We start from the raw sequence: 23,907 nt of genomic DNA on the forward strand, positions 1-23,907 counted from the left end.
TATTTTTTAATATAAAAAGTATAATTATTCAAATGCTATTAAAGTATATTTATTGTTTTATTATTCTTAGAAACGTGACGATACAATCTTAGTAATTTTAACTATAACTATTTATAGTTAAAAAAATGTTAAGCAAATATAGGAATAAAAAATAAAATATTTCAAAAACAAGAGATTTGTTTTGAGTAATATTACAAAAAGATAATATACAGTGATAAGAGTCCGAAAGTGTAAGAATCTCCTTTGTCAATCTGATAAATGGACAGTGCAAATTTATATAAAATTAATCAATATATTGTGATTTAATTTAAATTATTTATGAATTTTTCCTATCCTTTTGATAAAGAAATAGATAGGATATTTTAAGAATAATTAATATATGTTTCCGAAATTCATAAAAAAAACAGTAAGTGTTTGATATGCTTACTGTTTCTTATGTGTCGATTGTTGTTGTTTTTGTTAATAAGCCATTGGCATGCTTTGTGGGATCATTGAAGTAAAATTCCTTTCAGTGAGCAGGATTGCAGGTGAGTTGTTGTTGGTTTAAAAAACTAAAAGATACTTAATCCATACTGTTTGGCCAGATCTAAAATCATATGATAGCCGGCCAGAGAATTTCCATGCTGGTCTAAAGCAGGACTGAATACTCCGATTCCCATTTTTCCCGGAACACTTACGGTAATTCCGCCTCCTACACCGGATTTGCTTGGCAGTCCTACCATTCTGGAATATTCACCGCTGAACTCATACATTCCGGCAGTCAGCATTTGTGATTCTATCAGTTTGGCCATATCGGCATTTTTAAAAGTGGTATCTCCGTCGAATCTTACGCACTGGTTGGCAAAGAAATAACCTATTTTAGCAAGATCCTCAGCGGTAAGTTCAATGGAACACTGCTTGAAATAGTTGTCCAGCTGGTCTTCATTTCCCGAAATCAGTCCGCTGTTTTTCATAATATAAAACATTCCACGGTTGCGGTGTCCTGTTGATTTTTCAGATTCGTAAACTGATTTGTTGTAATCTATGGATGGATTTTTAGTAATATATCTTACCATATCCAGTATTTTCAGGAATGGTTTTTCTCCGTCACCGGAAATTAATGAAGTAGTAAGAATTGCCCCTGCATTCATCATAGGATTAAGCGGTTTTCCTGTAGTTTCAAGGTTGGAAAAATGGTTGAAAGGTTTATCGGAACCGAAATATCCCATTTTTTCAAAGATATTGGTTTCTCCTTTTTCATTGACAACCACCATTAACGATATGATTTTGGAAATGCTCTGCATGGTGAATTTTTTATTGATATCTCCGGCATTGAATACTTTCCCATTTTTGTCTACCACTGAAAAGGCTATTGCTTTAGCGTCCATTTTTCCCAGTTCAGGAATATAATCAGCTACTTTTCCCTGGCTGTAATAAGCTCTGTTCTTCTCCAGGATGCTGTTTAGTGTTTTGTCCGAAATGGTTGAGATATCTGCGGTTTTCTGAGCATAAACAATTGTGTTTAAGGAAATAAAAGCTGCTGTACAGATTCCTTTAGCAGAGAATAAAAAGCTGTTGTTTTTCATAGGGAAGGTATATTCAAATATAATGTTGATGATAAGCCTTGAAAAACAAAGATAAAGTATTTTAATCTTGCCAGCAATTCTCATTATCGTAGTTACGAATATCGATGCAGGTGGGCATAGGTGATGCTTATAGAAGAAGAATAAATTGCCGGATTACATGAGAAATTTTTTAAGAAAAGAAATGGATAAAATTTTGTTGTTTTACCTGTTTTGTATATGTGATTAATTTTAATTTAAATTATTATTTTGAAGTAAAAAATTAATTTTATTTACTTTTTTGTTGTTTGTTTTGGGTTTTAATACGCTAAAATAAATGATTTTATTCTGTTAAAATGGGGTTGGAGCGCTTAAATAGGCCGGAGCACAGGGATTTTTTTACATAACTAATGTGTTGGTGAAATAGTATATAATCACGAATTTGTTTATATTGTTGAAATTCAGTTGTGAAATAATGTTATTTTTTCACGATTAAATGATTTTTGTATTATTATTTTTATTAATTTGACAAAAAATTAATAACACTTTTTTAATAACTATGAAAAACAACACCTACTTTGGCAGGCAGCACGTCTTCAGATGGCTCCTGCTATGTTGGCTTCTGGTACCGTGGGTACTGCAAGCACAAGCTCAAATTACATGGACCGAAGAGGTCGGATGCCAGGAATTCCGCGGCGAAAAAGAAGGTCAGATCCCTGACAACGGTATCGCCAGTTCCTACATCAATTCTTCGCAGTGCCTCCGCGTCTGCGAGAAGTCAATAGACCCTGTCAAATATCTGGTTCAGGGATCCAACGTTTCTAATGTACAATGGTCAGTTTCGGGAGGAACTGCCACAATTTCCGGAACCGGAAATACCTTGGCGTATGTTACGTGGGGTGCCGCCGGTAATGGATCTTTACAGGCTGTTATCACATACAACGACGGAACTGTGGAAACACAGACCATCTGTATTGAAAAAATCAACAGACCTATTGCTAAGTTTGAATTGCTTAATCTGGATTACACGGTATGTAATAATACAACGGTGTATTTTGATAACCTTTCCGAACAAAACGGAGGGTCAGATATTGTCAATTATTTCTGGCAGTTCGGAGATGGAACTACTTCCACTTCCACAGCTTTTGAACCGTCTCATGTCTACACTAATCCCGGTAATTATACCATTCAGCTTACCGTAACCAATAAGTGCGGATGCCAGAGCAAGTACAGAAAGGAAATCAAGGTAGTAAAATCTTATCCTGTACAGATCAATTGTGCTTCTGTAGTATGTGAAGGAAGTACTGAGAAATACAATGCTCAGGATGGGTGTAACAAAGGACAATGGAAAGTTATTGGTGGAAACATTATAAACAATAACGGTAACGAAATTGAAGTAGTTTGGGATCAGGTGGATCCTCTGGACGGTTTCGGGTATGTCATGTATATGTCTGAATGTGCCTGCCCTGAATGGACTACAGTTAAAATCCCAGTGATTTTAAAGAATGCAAAAGTTAAAGGACAGGATAAAGTATGCGCCGGAAAGCAATATACCTATTCTATTCCTCAATGGCCTACGACAAAAGTTAACTGGAATGTATCCGGGCCTGGAACAGGGCTGCTGGTTAATACCCAGCAGAGAAATGAAATTGTTTTCTCGGCTACTCAGCCCGGAACATATCACCTTGAGGCCACCTACTACAATACTTTATTAGCTTGTGAAGGAAATGCCTCAATTGATATCACTGTTGAACAGCCTGTAACGATAAGCGGCGGTACGGATGAGATCTGTGCGGGAACAAGCCAGACATTTACAGCTACCCCTAATGTACCTGTTATCTGGAAAGTAACTACCGGAGGCTCTACTGTGACTTCGGGAGTAGTATCCGGGCCATTCAGCTATACTTTTAACACCGCGGGAACCTATACTATCGTTGCTGTGAAGCAAGGAGGAGATTGTGAAAGTAACCCAAGAATTATTAAGGTATTACCAATTCCGCAGCCCCCTACAGGAACTATTTCAGGTGAGACAAAAGTATGTCCTGGAAAACCTTATGTGTATACCATCAGTTCAGTGGATCCGGGAATGGTTCCGGTTTGGAGTGTTACTAACGGAACAATCCAGGGTAGTAATGCAGGATCTTCTGTAACGGTTATCTTTAATACGGGTGCTTCATCCTATTCAGTATCTGCACAGAATAAATCGATGAGTAATGCAGGATGTCTTTCTGCTCCGATTTCGTTCAGTGTAGCGCCGTTAGACCTTAATACCATTACGGTTAATCCTAATCCGGGCGGACCTTTCTGTCCGAGCAGCACACAGACATTTACTGCAAATCTGAACGGTATTGTTCCTGATTTTATGGAATGGACATTCGGAAGTCCTAACTTCGGAAGTGTTGTAGGGGGACAGGGTACCAGTAACATTACTGTCAACTTCAACGAAATCTCTACAACAAGCAGCACTATGCTGAACCTGAGAGTTGTAAAATGTGGAGTTACAAAAATCATCAGTGTTCCGGTATCTTTATTACCGCTTCCTGTGGTAAGCTTCACAAATGTTGGAGGAATCTGTTTAGGTTCCAACCTTACATTCTCTGTTAATCAGGGATCAATCACTTCAGCAACGGGTGTAACTTTCACTTTTGCAAACGGAAATACCTATAATACCACTTATAATCCATCAGGAAATTACAGCTTCCCTAATAACGGATATATTCAAAACGGATCAGGAAGTAACGTTTCTCAAACGGTTACAGTAACTTATACAGGAACTAACGGATGTAACTATAAGCCTACTGCAAGCGCAAACTTTACAATCTATCCTGAAACTATTATTACAGTTTCTCCGGTATATAATATCCTGGTATGTGATCCTACAACAATGACACCGTATACGCTTACGGCAAATAGTTCTACAGGACTTACCAATATTACTTCCTGGCAGTGGTTCCAAAACAATTCACCTATATCAGGTGCTACAACCAACTCATACACCATAGGCGGTGCAGGTGCTTTTGGAACTTATAGAGTACAGGCTGTAGATATTAATGGTTGTGTGGTTTCTTCACAGAATATTAATGTGAGCCAGCTTTGCCCAAGCAGCGGAACTTGTAATACAGATCCTCAGATCAACTTTACAGCTACTTGGTCAGGTTGTAATACAATTTCAACATCAGGGTTAACGTATAACGGAACTCCTGATCAGATAGAATGGTCATCAGACAACGTACTTACTTTAACTTCTCCTCAGGGACAGCCTACAGCAACGTATCAGACTACACTTGCAGGAGCACATATTGTTTTTGTACGTTTAAGATATGGTTCATGCTGGTACAGCAAAGCAGTAGAAGTAAGAAAGAACTATGAACCTAAATTCAGTGTAAGCACGGTATGCAGCGGAGGCGGATATAACGTGACTCTGTTTAACAGTTCTACTATATTTGAGATTAACCAGTCATCTATTACGTATACTTTCACCAGCCCGGGTCAGCCAACTCAAACAGGACAGACGGCTACTTATAACAACCTTGCGCCAGGTACTTATACCTTCACCATGACAATGTCTGCGCCAGGGAAACCAGCGTGTACCACTACACAGACGATCACATTAGCTCCGGTTCCTAGTACCAGCTTCCTGGTTCCGGCATGGCTATGTGTACGTGAACCTATTACATTCACTGCACCGGGATACAACTCGGCTAATACCTACACATGGCTTTTTGATGGTACAGCGTATGTAGCTTCGGGAGCAACTGCTACGGTTACCTATAATACAAGTGGTGCCAAGACAATACAGCTAAAAGTAACTACTCCTAACGGATGTGTATATATTTCACCAATTGCAAACATTAGCGTGAATGAAGCTTCCATTGATGGTAATATTTCACCTGTTAACGTAGTTGCCTGTGCAGGATCTGTTCCTACACTTGTATTTAATGGTTCGGTAGGAACTGCCAGCCAGTATATCTGGATGAATGGTTCACAGCCGGTGCCTGGAGCTCCAAATTCAATGACATTCACGCCTACTCAGTCGGGAACTTACTGGCCGGTATTGGTATCACCTGATGGTTGTAAAACAAGCATCATGAGTACTAAACCTGCAACAGTAACGGTTAAAAATGCTCCATATGTAAATATTTCCGGTAAAGCTACTATCTGTGCAGGATCTTCTACCATACTGACTGGTCTTGTAACAGATAATACATTAGAATACCAATGGAAGAAAGCAGGTTCAGTAGTTATACCATGGACTTCTGCTCCTTATCCGATCACTCTTAATACAGGATCATTAGCTGCAGGTACCTATGTATATACTCTTGAGGTAAGAACTCCGGGTACATCAGGATGTGTAAGCTCTAAAAACTTTACCCTTACGGTAAGTAATCCGCCATCATCTATTACGGCAACGTATAGTTTGGTGAGCTGCCAGCCTTATAAAATTCAGTTAACTGCATCAGGACCATCTACAGGAAATTATAACTGGAGTAATGGAATGTCTGGTCAGACAATTACAGTCAATGAAGGTGGTGTATTCCAGGTTACTTATACTGCGCCAAGCGGTTGTAAAGTATCCAGCTCTGTAGAAGTACCATTAAGCCTTGAAAGCCTGATGTGGGTATTCCCTACAGGATGCTATGATGAATGTCTCAGAGAGAAGAATTACATTATAGGACCAAAAGGGGTATTTGATCATCATGACTGGATGTTGTTCGGAAACAGTATTCAAACCGGGAACAATAACTTTATCTTCCCGTTATATATCGGCTCTCCTGGTACATACCAATTACAGGTAAATCACTTAGGATGTCAGTATACATCAGGAACCATGAATTACTATCCAGGTAAAGATTGTGGATACGAAACAGATTGTAAGATTGAAGGAGATATTAAACCAATGAAGTGGGTAGGAGACCATTACTCTGTTTCTGGTATTATTCACAATGCCGGAGGACAGCCAATAAGTCTTAATGTTTCAAGTGTTAACGGATACGGAACTTATATTCCGTCTATTATTACCATTCCTGCAGGAGGAGTGTATGATTTGAATGCTAATCCGTTAGCTTTCTATCCAAATCCAAACTTCCAGGGTACAGACGAGGTTTTATTCTATAATGAGACATGTAAGTTTAGTACCAAAGCGGTAGATCCGGAATGGATAGGCATGAGAAGTGCATCAAGAAGTGTTACCGCTGCTGCTGTTTCTTCTCTGAAAATGATACCAAATCCTGCGAAGGAAAAAGTGAAAATCTCATACAATACAGGTAACGAAAAGTTATTGGCAAAACAGATTACAGTTTTTGATGCCATGGGCAATGTCAAATTCCGTAAAGAAGTGAAAGCGGCTTCCGGAGAGGTAGACGTGGAAGTTTCCAGCTGGCTGCAAGGCGTTTATATCGTTATTGTACAGACGGGAGATACATCATTACAAGGGAAACTAATTAAAAATTAGTGACTTATAAATCAGTGTTCTCTTCGGAGAGCACTGTTTTTTATAGTATGTGATAATTAAATGAATTTATATGATACAACTAAAAAACAAGCTTTGGGGATTACTATTGATGTTGCCGGTATTATCTTTTAGCCAGACTTACCAGTGGCAATGGGCAAAACAGGCTGGCGGCCAATCCGGTTCTGCCGATCCGGGGTTTAATTACCAATTTGATGAATCTATACGGGATATTGTTGTAGATAATAATAACAACACCTATTATCTCGCAAGTGTATGGAATGGAGGCCAGAATCTGAATGGGGTAGCTGTACCTAATTATGGACTACGTGATCTTATTTTGTTTGCTACGGATTGTCAGGGTAATGCACTGTGGTCTACCGTTATTGGCGGATCAGAAGATGGTGAAAATGCCTGGCATATTGAAGTGGATAATAATGGTGGTTTATATGTAATGGCTACTCTTTATAATAATTCTTACAGCGGCGATCCTACCGCTCTTCCTATGCATTTTGATGCTACTCACACCATGCCTTTGTATACGTATTATGATCAGACAGTAGAACCGGCGCATAAAGCGGCATATCTGCTTAAATATAAAACTTCTGACGGAACATTGGATTGGAGTAAAGCTTTGCAGGGAGATGTGAGTTATCTCAGCAGACGCTGTGATGTTCAGATGATGTATATGGATTCATCCAAAAATATTCATGCTGTTATGGGTTTCAGAGCAGGAAATCATTTAAATGGTTTAATTACCGTGCCTTCAACCTTCACTACCTCCTTTCAGTACTATCTGGTTAAATTCAACTATGATAACGGGAGTATGACACCTGCAACGCCACTGTTGCTTCCTATAAGCGGAGGATTAACTGCAGGAGGAACTGATGGTAAAGTAAATCTGCTGTACGATGAAAGCTTAAACAGATATTATCTGGCAGGAAAAAGAATGGTAGGAAACTACAGCAGTACTATGGAAAGTCTTTCGTACAATAATATTCCTTTTACAAAAAATGCCTATATACTTGCGTTTAACGGAAGTACCGGAGCTGAATTATGGAGAAAAGAATTTGACAATAGCTTACCGGCATTTATGGATGATGAAATTCATTCCGTAATCAAAGGTTCAGGTTCTTCGGATATTTATATTTCCGGACGTTATTTTTCAGGAACAGTTCCTACCACTTTCGGAAACTATTCTTTTCCTGTACAAAATTATCAGGGACAGACTCCTTTTGTGATGAAACTGAATGCTGATGGAGCCGTACAATGGGCAAAAGTTCCGGATGGGCTTACAAGCTTTTCTGCGTACCGTTTCATGAAAGGAAAGCTGGCACTGAACGGAAATGAACTGGCCTTCGCCAAAGGAAGCTGGAATGAGATTTGGGGAAGCTTTTCAATGACACGTCCTAATTCAGATTTATCAGATCCTTTGCTAGTACGTTTCAATAAAGATACGGGTGCAGTAATTGGAACCGGAGAAATTCATAGTAATTTTCAGGTTCAGGATGAATTTACAGCCATTGCTGTAGATAAAGATGGAAACTATGTACTGGGAGGTCTTTTTCATGACCAGCTCTTTACAGATTCCAATGATAATGTCAATACCATGACAGTAAATGTGACGGGAGGAAAATCCCAGTCTTTCATTACAAAATATTCCAAGTCAGCATGCAGCCAGATGTCGGTAGAGGAAACAGCCGTACAGGCAGGAATTCAATTATTCCCGAATCCGGTTCAGGATGTGCTTACCGTCAGGAGCAAAGAGCCTTTGGTTTCTTATGAAATCTTTGGAACTACGGGACAACTGTTAAAACAGGGAACTTTGACTATGATGCAGGAACAGATCGTATTATCTTCTCTTCAGACAGGGGTATATTATATTAAACTTAAAACAAAATCTTCAACAGTAACAGAAAAGATACTGAAGAAGTAAAAAAACAAAACTGAAAATTAATAACCTTATATATAAACAGCATTCTTTAAAAAGGATGCTGTTTTTTTTAGCCTTCATCTTATGCGATTGAAAACCTATTCCGTATTTTTGTACAGAATTAAGCAGCTAAACTGTTTATTCCAACCTATGAGCACTGCATTTTCCGGCCATGATCAAATTGAGGTGGTTTCTTCTTTTTCTGAACTTGTCAATACCCGTTTTCAAGGCGTTATGAATGCCATTTGCTGGCATAGGAATTTAGTGGGTGACTTTAAAGAAATTGTCACAAAGCTTCAGCTGAAAGATGATATTACAGAAGTTTCCGGCGAAGATCTTTTAGCATTGGAATTGTCAGAAGAGGGAAGTATGGCGAGAGAAATTATTTTAAATGACCTGCAGTTATTAACAGATTTCGGAGCTTCCCCGGTTCTTAATTTGCTTAAAAATTATGAGCGGGACGAAGAACTCGGTTTTATTTCAACGGATGTATACTCGTATCATGTTGACCGTTCGCCTGTTGCAACAGATACTTTTCTATGCACTTATCACGGAACGGCAAGTGATATCATAGCTAATGATCAGGTGGAACAGAAAATTGTAATTCCTGAAGTCCGGGAACAGCTCAAAAAATTACATGATGGCACTGAAGACGAATTTGAAGACTTCCTGAAAGAGTATTTCTTTGATCTTCATTATCATCCTAAGCCCGATGCAGAGCCTGTCAATTTAGGAATTGGCCATCTTTGGCGTATTGCAGTAGATCATCCTGAGCAATCCGCTTTGCCTTGTGTTCACAGGGCACCTGTGGAAAATGATGGTGAATACAGGCTTCTCCTGATTTGTTAATTCAATTTGCATCGAAATCATGATGTCATGAAAAATCCAACATCTTCAGGATATTGGATTTCATCGTTGATAGACCGGGTTACATATCAGTTATTTATTTTCAGAAGATCAGCTTTACCATTTTATTTTTATTTTGGGCACTACCTTTTTTATTTCTTTAGCTACATTAGTTCCCGCTTTTCCCAGTTCGTTGCTTATGTTTCTAACCACTTTCACCGCTTCATGATTTTTTCCGGGACCGTATTGTAAATCATGAACGGTCGTATTCCATGTTTTGACGATATCGTTATTAGGACCAAACTGACCTTTTAAAGCGTCTCCAATCTGGTTTAATCCTTTAACAATCGTATTATTTTTTCCAAAACAGCCGTTGTCACCACCAACTCCGTTTGTTAAACACTTATTTAATTCTCGGTAGGTAAGTTGGCCTCCCGCACATCCTGCAAATGCATACGGCTGGCCTCCGGTGCTTACCGCACATTCCACGGCTATTTGAGCTTCTGTATTCAGATTAAGCTTACCTGCTCCATAACACACGGCAGTTCCCATAAAAGATATTTCTCCACTGTTGGCCTGGTCTTTAAAGCAGGAAACTAATTGCTTGAGTTCAGGATCATTGACTTTATCAGCAAAACAAAGAGGATACATTTCATAATTGCCGCCATATTCTTTATAGCACTTCATCATATCCCGGGTAATCTGTTTTTCTTTTGAACCGCCTAAAATACTGAGCATACAAAGGCTTTGTTCCTCCATGGTTGCTGAATTTTTGGCACATTTATAAATTTCAAGTTCTTTCTGTCCTGCCATATTCGTTACCATACAGTCCCCGAATTTCAACTGGTTTAATGATCCGTCAAAATTCAAAGAATTCTTATAACAGTCCACGGCATTCTGCTCACTGGTCATCATCACATCTCCATAAGGTTTTTGCTCGTCAATAATCTGCGTAGGCAAAGGTCTTAATCCGTCAGCGGTTTCAATTCCTATCTGATGATCGTACGTAGGCTTTGGCAGATACATAACCGGTGGAGGAGGAACAGGAATATTGGAATAACCCACGACACGGTATCCATATCTGTAATCCAGCTCTATAATATTTTTATTAAAATCCAGAAAAAAAGCCTTTTGATAAGGAACGGCAGACGGTAAGCGCAGATAATTAATTCCGGTCTGATCATATACGGCCTGGCCTGCATTTCCCGGATTGCCATCCTGAACAATCACCCCTGTATTATACATCGTAAAAGACTGACCATAAGTAGTCAAAAACATCTGTCCGATTGGATAAACCTGAGCAAACACAAGGGAACAGAAACTCATCAGTGAAATCAGCACACTTAAAATGGATAGTTTTTTAATAATTGCGTTCATGATACTTATTTTTGATAAAGGTACCCCCGCAGACCAATATCAAAACATTACCCTTTTTCGCTATTTTTTTAAAGTTGAAGAGCTTAATAAATGAAAAACAGCCTTGGAAGGGCTGTCTTTTATTTTTGGATTTGAAATTTTTGAGTGGTGATAGAATTTACTTCTCGATACAGAAAGTGTAAAATATTGTACTAATAATAGTTTGCAAATGCATAGTAACAAATATGTAGCAAAACATCAATAAATAATGGAATATTATAGTTCAAAAAAAATCCAAACAAAATTTTGAATTGATATACTGTCAGTGTAAACCTTTATTCCGCAAATCATTTAAGTAAAGTTTCACCCACAACTATACCTTGAAATCTTCTTGACTTTTTTTACAATGCTTTTAATTTGCAGAAATTCAAAGATCTTATACTGCTACTGTTATTAATATCTGTTATAGACTTCCATTAGCATCAACAAAAAGGATGAATGAATTTTACATTCATTTCAAAGAAAGTAAAATATAGTGTAAAGACTTTATTCATTGTCATTTTTAATATTAACAATCAATTTTTCTAAAGTATCTTTTATATTCTTTTCAATTTCACATTCCCAAATTACTATAACTTTCCAACCTAATTGTTGCAATTCTTTTATATACTTCTCATCTCTATCAATATTCTTCGAAAGTTTTTCTTCCCAAAATTTAGAATTTGTAGCGGGAATTCTTCCTTCTCTGCAATCCTTATGATAATGCCAAAAACAGCCATGAACAAAGATTACTGTTTTATATTTGGGTAAAACGATATCTGGTTTTCCTGGTAAATCCTTTTTGTGAATTCTGAATCTAAACCCTTTCATGAAAAGTTGTGAACGTAAAATCATTTCCGGTTTAGTATTCTTCCCTCTGATTTTACTCATCACTTCACTACGTTTTTCTTTTGACCAGATATCCATTCTTTTATGATTTTATTGTAAATTTACTACTTATTCTATAGGATTACTTTGCTTTTTACTATAAAATCATACAATCCAATTGCAATAGCTTTTGCTAAAGGTACAGGAACGCCATTTCCAATCATTTTAAATTTTTTAGATAAAGGTAATTCTACAGGCAAAATATAAGTATCTGGGACACCTTGTATTCTTAATGCTTCTCGAACCGATAAGCGCCTATGCATATATGGATGTAGATGCACTTCATTATTTCCATAACAAGCTGTTGGACTATATCTAAAACGATGAAGTCGTTTGAAAGAAGGTCGGTTTGTTTCGCCTTCTTCAATTTGCTCTAATTCGTTTACAGATTTGTACAAAGTAAAAATCTCATTTGCATTTGGAATTGTATTTAACTTATGTTTTGGAACTAAACAACTTTCTACACATAATTCAAAAGGCACATTTTCCGGTTTTTTCAATAATTTTCCAAATGGAACTTGTTTTCCCCAATTGTATTTTGTTGCTGCATTATGATATTTTTCATTTACAGGAAAAGGAAACCATTTTCCAAAAGGTGTTTTTGCAATTGCTTTTTTGCTAAGGCAATCTTTTCTAATACCAACAAAAAAAACACGTTCCCTATGTTGCGGAACGCCATGATTCAAAGAATTTAATTTTTCGTGATCAACGTAATATTCTTTCTCAACTCGTTTTAAAAGCTTTTGCAGATACTCTTTTGTTTCTTTTCTTTTCATTAAACCAGTTACATTTTCCATTACAAAAAAGGTTGGTTTTAATTCTAAAATTTTATCAAAGTAAACAACAGTAAGTTTACCTCTTTCTCCATTAAAACCTTGCAAATTTCCGTTCAAAGTGAAATCTTGACATGGCGGTCCACCAATCATTCCAAAATGTTCAGGTTTTCCATTAGGAAACGCTTCTGAAATTATTTCTTCTGAACTAATTTCTGTAATAGATTTAGTATTAAAAATTTCCGCTTTAATATCATTGCCATTAGATTTTCTCCAAGAAGTAATACCAGCCGCATGTAATTTTGCAAAAATATCATCAAACTCATTAGACCATACAATCTCAAAACCAGCTTGTTCAAAACCCATATCCAGAAAACCTCCACCAGAATAAAAAGAAAGAACAGGTATTTTAGTTGTCTCTTTAAACATATTATTTTATCAAGGATTCAATATCTTTTCTTTTAACTATTTCAGTCGGTAATATGGTAAAAACTGCTTTATAATTTTGAAATCTTTCTTCTTTTTTTGTTTTCCATACAGCAATTAAATCATCCATCTCATTCAACCCATTATAACCCGGCTTTAAAACACCATGGAATATCCGATCGAAACCTTCAAGGCCTTTAGAAAATAATAAAATGAGCGGATATTCTTTTTTCAAGTAGAAATTATTAAATATTGAGCGTAATACTTGATTACCTGGCAAATCATGTATTTCTTTTCCTGGCGATTTATTATCTCCATAATAAATAACTTTGTTAGAAATTAATTCATCCGGCCAATCATTATCTTTGAATGTAGTATAAAGTACTATTAATTTAGGAGATAACGAGCTCCCAGAAAAACGGATTCCTGATTGATTTCCTACAGGGAGAAGCTTAGAGATTGGTTCACTTGATAGATTGGAAATTCTACCACCTTTATATGTAGCACCTTTTATTAAATCAGCATCTTTTAATGATTCAAATTGTATTACCTTATCCATATATCATAGTTGTTTCAGTGATTGAATAAACAAATTCTGTCGATTCTTTTCTGACATTATAAATTCGAATTTGCTTATCCTTATGACTATTTAGTTCGTCAAACATTTTCGAAGAAAAATTTTTAATAATTAGATTCTTATTTTCATTTTGCAAAAATACGGTTACGTTTCCATTCTGAAATTTCTTTACATCTTTAATTTCACCCAATACATCGTTGAAAGAATAATCTGTTTCAAGTTTCTTATGAAAGAAAGAACAAGCTGGTCTGTAAAGACAATACTTGCAATTTTCCTCTTTGGGATTTGCCGAAAATGACTTTGTATTTATGCAATCATTAGTCGATGTTAGAAGGTTTTTTGCCTCGTCAAAAAGCGCTTTACATTCTTCTTCTGAAAACTCAACCGGAAATTTCTGTTTCGCTAAATCAACCAAACTCAAATCCGTTGGAAACTTGTTTGTGTTTTCAAAATACAAGTAAGCGTAAAGTTTAAGTTGTTCTTTGTATTCGTTCTTTACATCTGAATAAATTTCGCCCTCATCATCTAAGCAATCTTGTGTGATTGCACCGGTTTTGAAGTCCAAAATTTCTATTTCATTTCCGTTCTCAATCACTAAATCAACTTTTCCACCAATCAATTATCTTGCGATTCAAACCATTTTTCAGAATGAAATTTTGAATTACTAAAACTTGCCGACTGTTCGGATTTACTTCGCAAATGCTTTTTTAGTTGAATTTTCTTCAATCCAAAATTTCGTAAACTAATTTTTAACGGGACAAAAAAGCCAAAACCTTTTTGTCGCAAATCTTCTTCAAGTGCTTTCACTTGCTTGTCAAATTCTGCATTAAAATCATCTTCATCTTTCACAATTCCTTTAGCAATCAGTTCAAGCATTTTGTGCAAAACCGTTCCGAAATACGCATTTGGCGAAAGCGGAAGTAACGGCTTCTTGTCAAATGCTTCTGCCAATAACGATTTGTAAGCACAGTTTTTCATTGAGTAAAATTGGCTTGGCGAAATGCGTTTGATTTCCTTAAAATTTATTTCTCCAACTTTATTCATCATCTCTCTATCAATTTTTCATAACACCAACCCGGTCTGCGATGCAAGTTAAATGTGTCAATTATGCTAATTTTTCCTCCGTTACCTTCAGTATGTTCTTTGATTTCATTATATATTTCAGCCAACCAATTTGCTTCCGAAAAATTTCTCATATTCCAGAATGGGTGAACAATCATTATCACATTTCGCTGACGTCTTCCCCACTTGATAATTGGTAAACCCTCAATTTCTATTATTTCAGTTGATTCGTCTTTTGAATAAAAAGAGTCATAGAATGAATTTCGCAATTTTTTAGCAAATGCAAGCCAATTATGTAATTCAAAAAAGTTGAAATTTCCATCTGCTCCGCAAACAAAAGTTGAGTCATTCATTAGACGAAGCATTGATAAACCTAAATGCCAATCAAGCAAACTGTGATAGTTCATATTCCGGAACACTTTCAAACAATCGTAACACGCATCATCACATTTTTCTTGATGGGTTTGCGAATGAATTTTTCCTAAATAACTGTTCGGATTACTTGGATTGATAGATTCTGAAAGGATGTTTGCAAGATTGTTGTATAAATATCTTACGAAACCTGAACCATTTGGTAATTCATCAGTCAAGATAATTTCGGCAATTCTTCTTCCATCTTCAAGTTCTTTCATTGAAATATCAGCAATTTCAATTTCTGTTGGGTCAACGTCAAGTTTGTCTGCTAAAATTCTTTGAAGTAAGAATGCTGCGGAATAATAACCGGAACGCACTCCATTACTTTGTGCTTTGACGTGTGGCAAATCTGTTTCGCTAAAAAACATATTCAAGTCAAGTTCATACGGAACATTTGTTGGTGTAATTCTGAATATCTCTGTATTTTTATGGCTCGCTAACGCAATTTGCTCGTCAGCACTTGTTGCAATTTGTTGAATAGTCATTGAATAACCACTTTCATCAGGAACATTTGTTGCGAAGTCGTTTAGCAACCATTGGTTATTGAACCAATATCCGTTAGAATTAGAAGGAAAACTGTTATTTGTATTGTAAAGTCGTCCTGTGAAAAATTTATCAGAATTTGTGTTTACACGCCAAGTAACATCATTATCAGAAATAGAAAATGAAGCGTTACCCATTGTTTTTTCGCTTGCCGAACCTATTTTTTCAGCAAATATTGGCGGACGTGAAAGCAAAAATTCAGAATCATCTTTTGTATCGCTTCCGGCTGAAAGATTTGTTCTGTATGCTCTTGGTGATTTTAGTTTAAATGGCGGTTGATATTTGTTCGGATTGTCTTCACCACAATTTGGACATGCATCAAATTGATTTTGGCTTTCCAATTCAGCTTTTCGTTCTACAGAATATGTTTCAAAAAATCCACAAGCTCTACAACGCACAAACCAGCGGTTAAGTGAAAAGGGAAGAAGATTTGCCGTATCAACATTTGTTATAGTTTCAAAACCGTTTCTGCGTGTTTTAATAAAATCGCTTGTGAAACCAATTACTTGATGAATGGCTTTGTCTTTTGTTTTCTGTGCACCCGGTGCAAATTCATAAATTGCCATTGCTTGAGCTCTGTCAATAGAAAGTGGTTCAGGTTTTCTGTTTATACCGTGATACAAATTTTTAACTGTGGTTGGCATTCCAAACATTGGCAAAATTCCGCCTTCGGCAAATTTTTCAGAAATATCATTGCTTGCAATTTCTTCATTGTTGATTATACTTTCAGCTTTTTCAATAAGACCATTAGGTGTTGTTGTGTCTGATACCCAATTTACAAATTCATTTTTTTTGTCTTGTAATTGTGGCGGTAGTAACGCATCAACAGTTTGTTCAATGCTAGTTCTGTTTTCATTTATCCAATTGGAAATTTCAGGTTTGTAAACAATCCAACTATCAACTGACCCAAATTCACCGTGAACACTTGATTTGTCGTCAGAAGTAATATCAATTTCTTTTTCAACGTATGCTTTGCGTAAGATTTCTTTTGCAAGCAAACGTCTAAAAATTCTTTCTTGACCCATTGTCAAGAAAGGTGTTGGTGGTGCATCGCCTGTAATTTTTTGCGGATTAGCGAAGTAGAATTCATCGTGACTTCTACCTCTACAAAACGTCAAAATAACCGAATAAGCTTGCCCTCTACGTCCTGCACGACCAACTCTTTGTTGATAGTTGAAGCGTTGCGGTGGCATATTTCCTAACATTACAGCTTGCAAAGCACCAATATCAACACCAACTTCAAGAGTTGTTGTTACACTCAATAAGTCTATTGTTTTGACTTGTCTATTGCCTTCATCTGGTAAAATGATATTTCTGAAATGTCTTTGTCTTTCAAATTGGTCGTCTGTTTGTCCTGTTAGTTCTTCACAATGCAAGCGGATTGGAGAACGTTGCTGTTTAATAGCGTTGAATGAAAGATAGTTTTCTTTCCAAATATCATCACAAATTTTATCTGCTTGTTGTTGTAATTCAGTACAAGAATGTGTGCAAATTCCTCCGCTAAAATGCAAATGTGGTCGGCTCCCTCTTTGGCTTGTCCAAATAGAGTCTGTTTGGCGAGCAACTTTAACGAATAGATTTTCAATTTGAATACCCGAATCACCTCTCAATAAATTACTTGTTGAAAGAGTATTATAAACGGCTTCTCCTATTTCATTTTCTTGTTTAGAAAATCTGTTTGCAATAGCACGAATATATTTTTTAACTTGTTCAGGGAAACTGCTATATGCTATTATCGGTGGATTGAAGGGAATATTGTCATCATCGACTTTGTTATGTTTATACTTGTCACCTAAAATCCTAATTGTCGAATTTAAAATTTGTAAAAAATCACCTTTTGATAAAGCAACTCGACTTGCTTGGTCTGAGATAATTTGCAATTCTGAATTTATACATACGTAGCCCAATGCAGAAGATTCAAATGAATAAAAAAGAGATCCAAAAAATATCGAAGCTAGCCCGTTAAATGAGCCTTCTTTTAATTTGTCAATATATTCCTGACTTGCCCCGTTCGCCCATTGAAAATTTTTAAAATCAATAAGTTCATACCAAGGAACAAAATTCCCATTAAATAATTTTGTTTGAAGCGAAATATCGTTACCACCGGGATTTATCCCTAGACTTATAAAGTGTTTAATGAGTGGTGCAAGGTCTAATGTGTTTGTAATATGAACTAAACTTCTCACATTTAAGGTAAGTGAACGAATTTCACTTAGTTTTGAAAAGGCTATTTCTTTTTCTCTTAGACGATTTGCGTTTGTTCCTGCGTAATTTGCGTTTTCAACTAAATATTCAATTTCATCAAAAACTGCTTGAGACTGCTCTTTTAATTCTTGTTGCGTTGTTATATATCCATTATCAAATGCATTCACAATTTTATAGCGAAACATCAAATTAGAATGTAACTCTTTGACTAAAATTTCACGTATTAAATCTGTAAAGTGATTGCGTTCAATTCCGTTTGCAATTTGAGCAGCATCTTCACGACTATCAGAAAACACAATTAATTTTCGCTTAGGATCTTCCGTTTCATTGTCACCAGTGGGTAATTGATACATTAACTCTTTTGCAAACATTTGTGTTGTTTTAGCAAAACCTGTTCTAAAACCACGAATGGAGGAAGTTTTGCTTTTATCAAATCGTTGTTGCCTTTTTTGATGATTTATTCCACAGCTCGGACAAACACTTGGTAACGCTCTATGCGTTTCTACAGTAATATCTGAATTGAAAATATTAAAAGCTATATCTCGGTTTGTAGAATTTGTAATTGTAAAATAATACCCTTTTATCCATTGTTCAGGTATTTCATTTGTTTTCGTATGAGAAAAATCAATATCTCCTGAAATACAATTCAATGAAGCCGGAATCCAATTCGCCTCAAAATCAACTTGATTAAAACCATTTAAAGTTGGTTGTCGCCAATAATTTTGAGGAATACCTTGTGCTGCATCGTGTAGTGTGAATTGTTGATTGCCACTTGGCCAAAAGACAGCATACTCCTGATAACTTCTTTTTTCAACCAGTTTTGCAGGTGTTTTTTCAGGAATACCTTCAATATTAGGGCTAATTGGAAGCATTTCAAAGGAGTTATTTCCTGATTTATTTCTTGTAACTAGGCGGCTTCCACCAAATAATGTAGTTCCGCAATTATCACAATAAAGCAATTCTAAAACACGGTTTCCTTTTTCTGAATTTATGCGTGTAGTTGAATACAATTTCCCAACGGTTCTTTCCTTGTCTGAATATGCTTCGTCAATTTCATCGGGTTTAACAGAAGTCCAAATTCCTTCAATGTTTCTAAAGAAATAGTGAAATCTAAAACGTGGTAATTTTCTGTCGTCAGGAATTGTTTTTGCAATATCTTCAAACTCTTTTTCATCTAACATTGCTCTTGCAATTAACAAACCACGCAAAGCATTTTCTAAATCCTCTTTGTTTGTTGTGTTTTCAAAGATTGTTTCAGCAAAATATTTTTCGTTATCATCACCGTTTGCTTGGATTGAACAAACTGCTTTGTAATCTTGGCAAGGCGAAAACAAACGTTCCTTCAGTTGAAAACTTGGATTGATTATTACTGAAAGTAATTTTGAAATTCCGCTTCCGTCTTGTGATAAACCGAAAGTTGTTGCAAGTTGTATTGCACTTGCTTCACAGGTTGAAATGAAATTTTCATTAGCAATGTTTCCTTTTACTTCCGAAAATTTTTCCGCAATTTCTTTGAAAGGATTTATTGGAAGTTTTCTTCCGTTTTCAGGAAATGAAGTAATTGGATTATTTTTCCCTTCAATGATTTTGAAATTTTGATTGAAATGTTCGTGGTTCACGCCAAAAAAATCACACACAAAGTTTTTACTTTCTTCGTCTCCGGCTTCTAATGAAGCACTTGAAGCAAGAATGCGTAATTGTGGGTGATTAGGATTTAACCCCAATCGATTAAGGACAAGTTTAAGCAAATATGCAACTTCCGTTCCTTGTGTTCCTCTGTATAAGTGCAACTCGTCAATGATTAAGTGAAAAATGTTATTTTCGCTTTCTTCTAACCATTGTTTTGTTTCATCAAAAATTCCTTTGTCAATATCCCGCATTAACATTATGCTCAACATTGAATAGTTTGTAATCATAATGTCGGGCGGGGCAACTTGCATATCAAAACGACTTCTCATTTCTGCACCGTCTAAGCGTTGGAAAAATGATTTTAAATCTTTTGCATCGCTTTTTGTTTCTTCTGTTTGTTGAATGTATTGTGCAACACGGTTTGAATCCGTTTCAATTTGTTGTAACTGTTCTTTGAGTTGATTTACTTTGTTGGTGTTGATTGCAAAAGTTCCGTCATCTTTTATTTTCTTCAACTCACCGGCAACAGGCGAACTTCCGTTGTATCGTCCAAAATAAATTTTATTTCCGTTTGTGTTTTTGCTCAACCAATTTCTTGTGTCGTCAGAATCTAACGCTTTACGCAAACGGCTCATTTGGTCTTCCACCAAAGCGTTCATCGGATAAAGAATCAATGCTCTTACACCGGCTTTTCGTGTTTCGTGATTTCGTTGTCTTACATCATTGCTTAACGTGAAATTTGAAGTATTGACAATTTGTCTTGCAGAAAGTCCACCATTTTCACGCCACCAAGTATTTATGCTTGTAGATTGTTGATTGGGTGCTGTCCAATTTGCAAGTTCTTTTGAAAGTTGAGCAAACAACGGAAGCAAAAAAGATTCTGTTTTTCCTGAACCTGTACCGGAAGTGATAATGCAATTATTTCCAAGCAATGCTTGTTTCAACATTTCTGCTTGGTGCGAATGCAAAGGGAAATCTCCAACAAGTCCTGTATTTACAAGTCCTTTGAAAGTTTTAGTTTCTGATTCACTCAACGCATTTCCTAAATCTTCTGCGGTTAAATTGTTTATTTTCTTACCACTTGAAACATAATCGGGCAATGGTTCAATCCAAGGTTTACGATAAAGAACTTTATCATAATTCAATAAATCATAACGCTCTTTTTCAACGCCTTCAAACTTTGTTCCGAACGCTGTTTTTACATAGCGGATAAAATTTTCTTTTATGGTTTCAAACGAACCTATTGGGTCTTTCATAATGTTGTATTTATTGCTGTTTGACCTAATTTTAATCTGAATAAGTTTTGAGTGAAAATGCCAACTACATTTTCATAAACTCTATATTTTTTACCGTCAATTTCTCTGAAATCGGGGGCTTTCCCGCTTAACAACATAATTGCTTCCGACAATAATCTTGGCAAAGGTGTTGCAATAGGAATTGCAACTTTATTGCTTGAGTTGTCAAACAAAATAACTTCTTTTTGGAAGTGTTTCAACGCAATAAATCTTCCCCAATTCATATCAACTTTATAACATTTGTTGTTTTTCCAAAGTTTGAACTCATAAGTATATTCATTCAGTTTGTATCTAACCAATGAGAATGATTTGTCAAAAGTGGGCGTTTCATTTTTGTCAAAATCTAACGTTTCAGGATTGAAAATGTATCTCGCCCAATCGTAATCATTTTCATTAGTTTCTTGTAATGTTTCTTCGTAGTCCGTAATGGTTGCAGAAAAATCTTGCAATGCAACTTGCGGATAATAATCTGTTGTAAATTTTATATTCAATTCGTTTGCAAATGCTTTAATACTGTTTTCACCATAGGAATCATTTACTTGTTGGAAAGCCCTTATGGTAATTACATCAGGCAAAAGCAATCTTTCGTTTGAAGAAAATTGCTTTGTAATTTCTACTTGCAAATTGTACTTTGGTGCTGTGGTTATTATTTTTTCAATTAACGCAGTATCTCTTGCTCCAATCAGTAAAACCTTTCTCCCTTTTTCTGCCGGTATGAAAATAAATTGCAGTGGATTTAAAACAATCTTTTTCGTTTCATAATCGTAGTCAAGTATTCCTGTGAAATCGTAAAAATTCAATGACACTTTTTTGAGTTTTGTAAGATTGTAGTTTGTGCTTGCTTGATATTCAGGAAATTCTTTTGAATAGAAAAATTCAAACGCTTTGAAAAAATCCTCCGTTGTAAGCTCGCTTTTCAATGATAGAAAATTGCAAAGATTATTTCCATTGTGATTATTAAAAATTGCAGTCGTAATATTTGTTAGAGTATCTTGAATTCTAGAAGTAAATAATGAGCCATAAGTAGAAAAATATCTTTGGCTTGATTTATTTGGATTAACAATGTTACTTCCCAAACAAAATTGTTCCGCATCTGTTGTAACATTTCGTCCAAATGCATCTCGTTTCGGTAAGTTGGAGCCGCCAACTTTTATTGCTGTATTATCTGACGAAACAAGATTGTATGCAAGTGCATTCCCTGAAAATGTTTCATCTTCAACTTTAATGTAAAAATCGGTATTTGTTGCTGTTTTTTCGGGTAACAACCAACGGTTGTCGAGCGATGTTTTTTTAGAAAGAAATATTTTTTCGTCTGTATTTTTGTATTGCAAATACACATTTTCGTTTCCGTCTGAATTTACAATTTCGACTTCCGGTAAAAATTCATTTGAATAGGTTCTGAAATTTATTTTTAACCCACCAACTAATTCAATACGTTTTTCGGTGTAAAGTGTAAGAATTGAAATGCCAGCAAGACTTTGTTTTGGATTGCGAAACCAAAACAAAGAATAATTTTCAGGCAAACCTTCAAAATCTTCTTGTTTAAAATTTCCGTTGCCAAATGTTTTGCCCCAATCTTTAATAAGTTCTTGCTTCTCGTTTTTGCATAACAAATACATTCTGTCTGTTTTTGAAAGAAAGTCCGTTTCAATCCAAAAATCGTTACTCAACTGAAATGTTCCTGCACTTACAAATAATCTTACATCACGGTTTGGGAATTTCGCAATCCATTTATTGAAACTATCTTTCAGTTCAAGTCCTTCGTTAAATTCAAGCAGTACTGTTTTAGACCAACCATTTATTTCATACAAGTTTTCGTGTTCGCCAAATTTCAAATCTTCTGGATAATCATTTGACGAGTACATTCTGTAAGAAAACGAAATGAGTTCATCGTTTGTGTTTACTCTAAATTGAAGAAACAAAGGTGCAACGGTGTAATTTCTTTTCTTTCTTGTTGTTGTTCCTTCTTCAATTTCTTCGTGTGTTTCGCCTGACCATTTTTTGTATTGACGTTGAATTGTTTGAATGATTGAGTTGGATAACTCATCGTCTTTTTTCAAAAAATCTAACGTGCTTTTAGGAATTAAATCAGTTCGGCTGTTTTTAATTTTTTCTTGTAAAAAATTATCATCGTAAAACGTGTTCGGCACTAAACCAATAGATTCAAATAATTCCGGCAAACGGTTTAAAAACTTTGGTGGCAGGACACATTGCGAAAAAACTTTTCCAACATAAACCCAATTTGCATTTGAAAAGGGAACTACATTAAACAAACCTAAATCACCATTGTTTTTGATATTAGCCCAATTCGCCAAATCTTCCCATAAACAATTAATTTGATTATTGCGAAAATCAGCTGTGCCAATATTTCCATTTATTAGATGACTTTGCAGAAAAGCGTTAAGTCTGCCGTAATAAGCATCTGCTCTTAGATTAGTGTCATCTATATCTTCTACTAATGGTAGTACCAAAAAAATTAAATAGGAAATAAATGGTGGATACAAGACAGGAATATCTTCTATTGTAGCCGGCGTTCCATCTAATCTATTTTTACCTACAAGATTATTTTTAGAATGAGCAAATTTTGCTTTTGCAATAACATTTCCATTTGAACCTGGAAAACCACGTTTAATAGAATTGATAAAATCTTTCCAAATTTCTTCTTCTGTTTCAATATCGAAATATATACTTCCAATCAAAATAATATCGGCCTTAGTCAAATATAAATAAACATCCCTACCACTATTAGCCGCATTAAATAAATATTCTGATATAGCATTATTCCATTGTAAATATTTCATCATTTGATTTTATATTGACAAGATTTTTTTACTCCTCAAATAGAAAGTTTAAACTTAATTTAAAGCATTTTACTATATAATTCATTCAAAAAAAATACAAATATTTTTATTGAAAATGGTTTACTTTTTA

General features: G+C 35.6%; 12 protein-coding genes. 3 read left to right on the plus strand and 9 right to left on the minus strand.

Annotated features, from left to right (window positions below):
- Nucleotides 1-551: 551 nt before the first annotated feature.
- Entirely contained in the window at nt 552-1,565 is a 1,014-nt protein-coding gene (gene glsA / locus AB1278_RS07855) for a glutaminase A (RefSeq protein ID WP_429813508.1), read from the minus strand.
- Nucleotides 1,566-2,100: 535 nt separating this feature from the next.
- Here glsA and AB1278_RS07860 point away from each other — a divergent pair.
- From AB1278_RS07860 to AB1278_RS07870, 3 genes are all read left to right on the plus strand, one after another.
- Nucleotides 2,101-6,993 carry a PKD domain-containing protein gene (locus tag AB1278_RS07860; protein ID WP_429813511.1) on the plus strand — a complete coding sequence of 1,631 codons (4,893 nt, stop codon included), beginning with the start codon at nt 2,101-2,103 and terminating at the stop codon, nt 6,991-6,993.
- Nucleotides 6,994-7,063: 70 nt separating this feature from the next.
- Nucleotides 7,064-8,926 (plus strand): T9SS type A sorting domain-containing protein, encoded by a 1,863-nt coding sequence (locus AB1278_RS07865; protein WP_429813514.1) that lies wholly within the window; start codon nt 7,064-7,066, stop codon nt 8,924-8,926.
- 147 nt (nt 8,927-9,073) lie between these two features.
- Complete coding sequence (locus AB1278_RS07870; protein ID WP_343639235.1) at nt 9,074-9,772, plus strand: DUF1826 domain-containing protein; 699 nt, start codon at nt 9,074-9,076, stop codon at nt 9,770-9,772.
- Nucleotides 9,773-9,886: 114 nt separating this feature from the next.
- Here AB1278_RS07870 and AB1278_RS07875 read toward each other — a convergent pair whose 3' ends face one another.
- The 8 genes from AB1278_RS07875 to AB1278_RS07910 form a co-directional block, all read right to left on the minus strand.
- The gene (locus AB1278_RS07875) at nt 9,887-11,146 is read right to left on the minus strand and encodes a hypothetical protein (protein WP_429813517.1); all 1,260 of its coding nucleotides are present in this window, start codon (nt 11,144-11,146) and stop codon (nt 9,887-9,889) included.
- A gap of 525 nt (nt 11,147-11,671) precedes the next feature.
- On the minus strand, nt 11,672-12,091 hold the full coding sequence (locus tag AB1278_RS07880) for a very short patch repair endonuclease (protein ID WP_429813520.1): 420 nt from the start codon (nt 12,089-12,091) through the stop codon (nt 11,672-11,674).
- A gap of 35 nt (nt 12,092-12,126) precedes the next feature.
- Nucleotides 12,127-13,254 (minus strand): DNA cytosine methyltransferase, encoded by a 1,128-nt coding sequence (locus tag AB1278_RS07885; protein ID WP_429813523.1) that lies wholly within the window; start codon nt 13,252-13,254, stop codon nt 12,127-12,129.
- A gap of 1 nt (nt 13,255) precedes the next feature.
- The gene (locus tag AB1278_RS07890) at nt 13,256-13,810 is read right to left on the minus strand and encodes a hypothetical protein (RefSeq protein WP_429813526.1); all 555 of its coding nucleotides are present in this window, start codon (nt 13,808-13,810) and stop codon (nt 13,256-13,258) included.
- A complete protein-coding gene (locus AB1278_RS07895; RefSeq protein ID WP_429813529.1) occupies nt 13,803-14,447 on the minus strand; it encodes a PD-(D/E)XK nuclease family protein in 645 nt (214 codons plus the stop codon). Before AB1278_RS07895 ends, AB1278_RS07890 begins: the two co-directional genes overlap by 8 nt.
- Entirely contained in the window at nt 14,444-14,875 is a 432-nt protein-coding gene (locus tag AB1278_RS07900; RefSeq protein WP_429811593.1) for a hypothetical protein, read from the minus strand. The genes AB1278_RS07895 and AB1278_RS07900 overlap by 4 nt, the downstream gene beginning before the upstream one ends.
- Complete coding sequence (locus tag AB1278_RS07905) at nt 14,872-20,937, minus strand: DEAD/DEAH box helicase (RefSeq protein ID WP_429813532.1); 6,066 nt, start codon at nt 20,935-20,937, stop codon at nt 14,872-14,874. Before AB1278_RS07905 ends, AB1278_RS07900 begins: the two co-directional genes overlap by 4 nt.
- Entirely contained in the window at nt 20,934-23,780 is a 2,847-nt protein-coding gene (locus AB1278_RS07910) for a hypothetical protein (RefSeq protein WP_429813535.1), read from the minus strand. The genes AB1278_RS07905 and AB1278_RS07910 overlap by 4 nt, the downstream gene beginning before the upstream one ends.
- Nucleotides 23,781-23,907 lie beyond the last annotated feature (127 nt).

The organism is Chryseobacterium sp. NRRL B-14798, from assembly GCF_050470705.1.
Lineage (GTDB): Bacteria > Bacteroidota > Bacteroidia > Flavobacteriales > Weeksellaceae > Chryseobacterium > Chryseobacterium cupriresistens.

What these genes read in the sequence shown, in the direction of transcription:
- AB1278_RS07910 (WP_429813535.1), bottom strand. Translation starts at nt 23,780, where the DNA reads ATGATGAAATATTTACAATGGAATAATGCTATATCAGAATATTTATTT.
- AB1278_RS07885 (WP_429813523.1), bottom strand. Translation starts at nt 13,254, where the DNA reads ATGTTTAAAGAGACAACTAAAATACCTGTTCTTTCTTTTTATTCTGGT.
- AB1278_RS07860 (WP_429813511.1), top strand. Translation starts at nt 2,101, where the DNA reads ATGAAAAACAACACCTACTTTGGCAGGCAGCACGTCTTCAGATGGCTC.
- AB1278_RS07875 (WP_429813517.1), bottom strand. Translation starts at nt 11,146, where the DNA reads ATGAACGCAATTATTAAAAAACTATCCATTTTAAGTGTGCTGATTTCA.
- AB1278_RS07870 (WP_343639235.1), top strand. Translation starts at nt 9,074, where the DNA reads ATGAGCACTGCATTTTCCGGCCATGATCAAATTGAGGTGGTTTCTTCT.
- AB1278_RS07890 (WP_429813526.1), bottom strand. Translation starts at nt 13,810, where the DNA reads ATGGATAAGGTAATACAATTTGAATCATTAAAAGATGCTGATTTAATA.
- AB1278_RS07865 (WP_429813514.1), top strand. Translation starts at nt 7,064, where the DNA reads ATGATACAACTAAAAAACAAGCTTTGGGGATTACTATTGATGTTGCCG.
- AB1278_RS07900 (WP_429811593.1), bottom strand. Translation starts at nt 14,875, where the DNA reads ATGATGAATAAAGTTGGAGAAATAAATTTTAAGGAAATCAAACGCATT.
- AB1278_RS07880 (WP_429813520.1), bottom strand. Translation starts at nt 12,091, where the DNA reads ATGGATATCTGGTCAAAAGAAAAACGTAGTGAAGTGATGAGTAAAATC.
- AB1278_RS07905 (WP_429813532.1), bottom strand. Translation starts at nt 20,937, where the DNA reads ATGAAAGACCCAATAGGTTCGTTTGAAACCATAAAAGAAAATTTTATC.
- glsA (WP_429813508.1), bottom strand. Translation starts at nt 1,565, where the DNA reads ATGAAAAACAACAGCTTTTTATTCTCTGCTAAAGGAATCTGTACAGCA.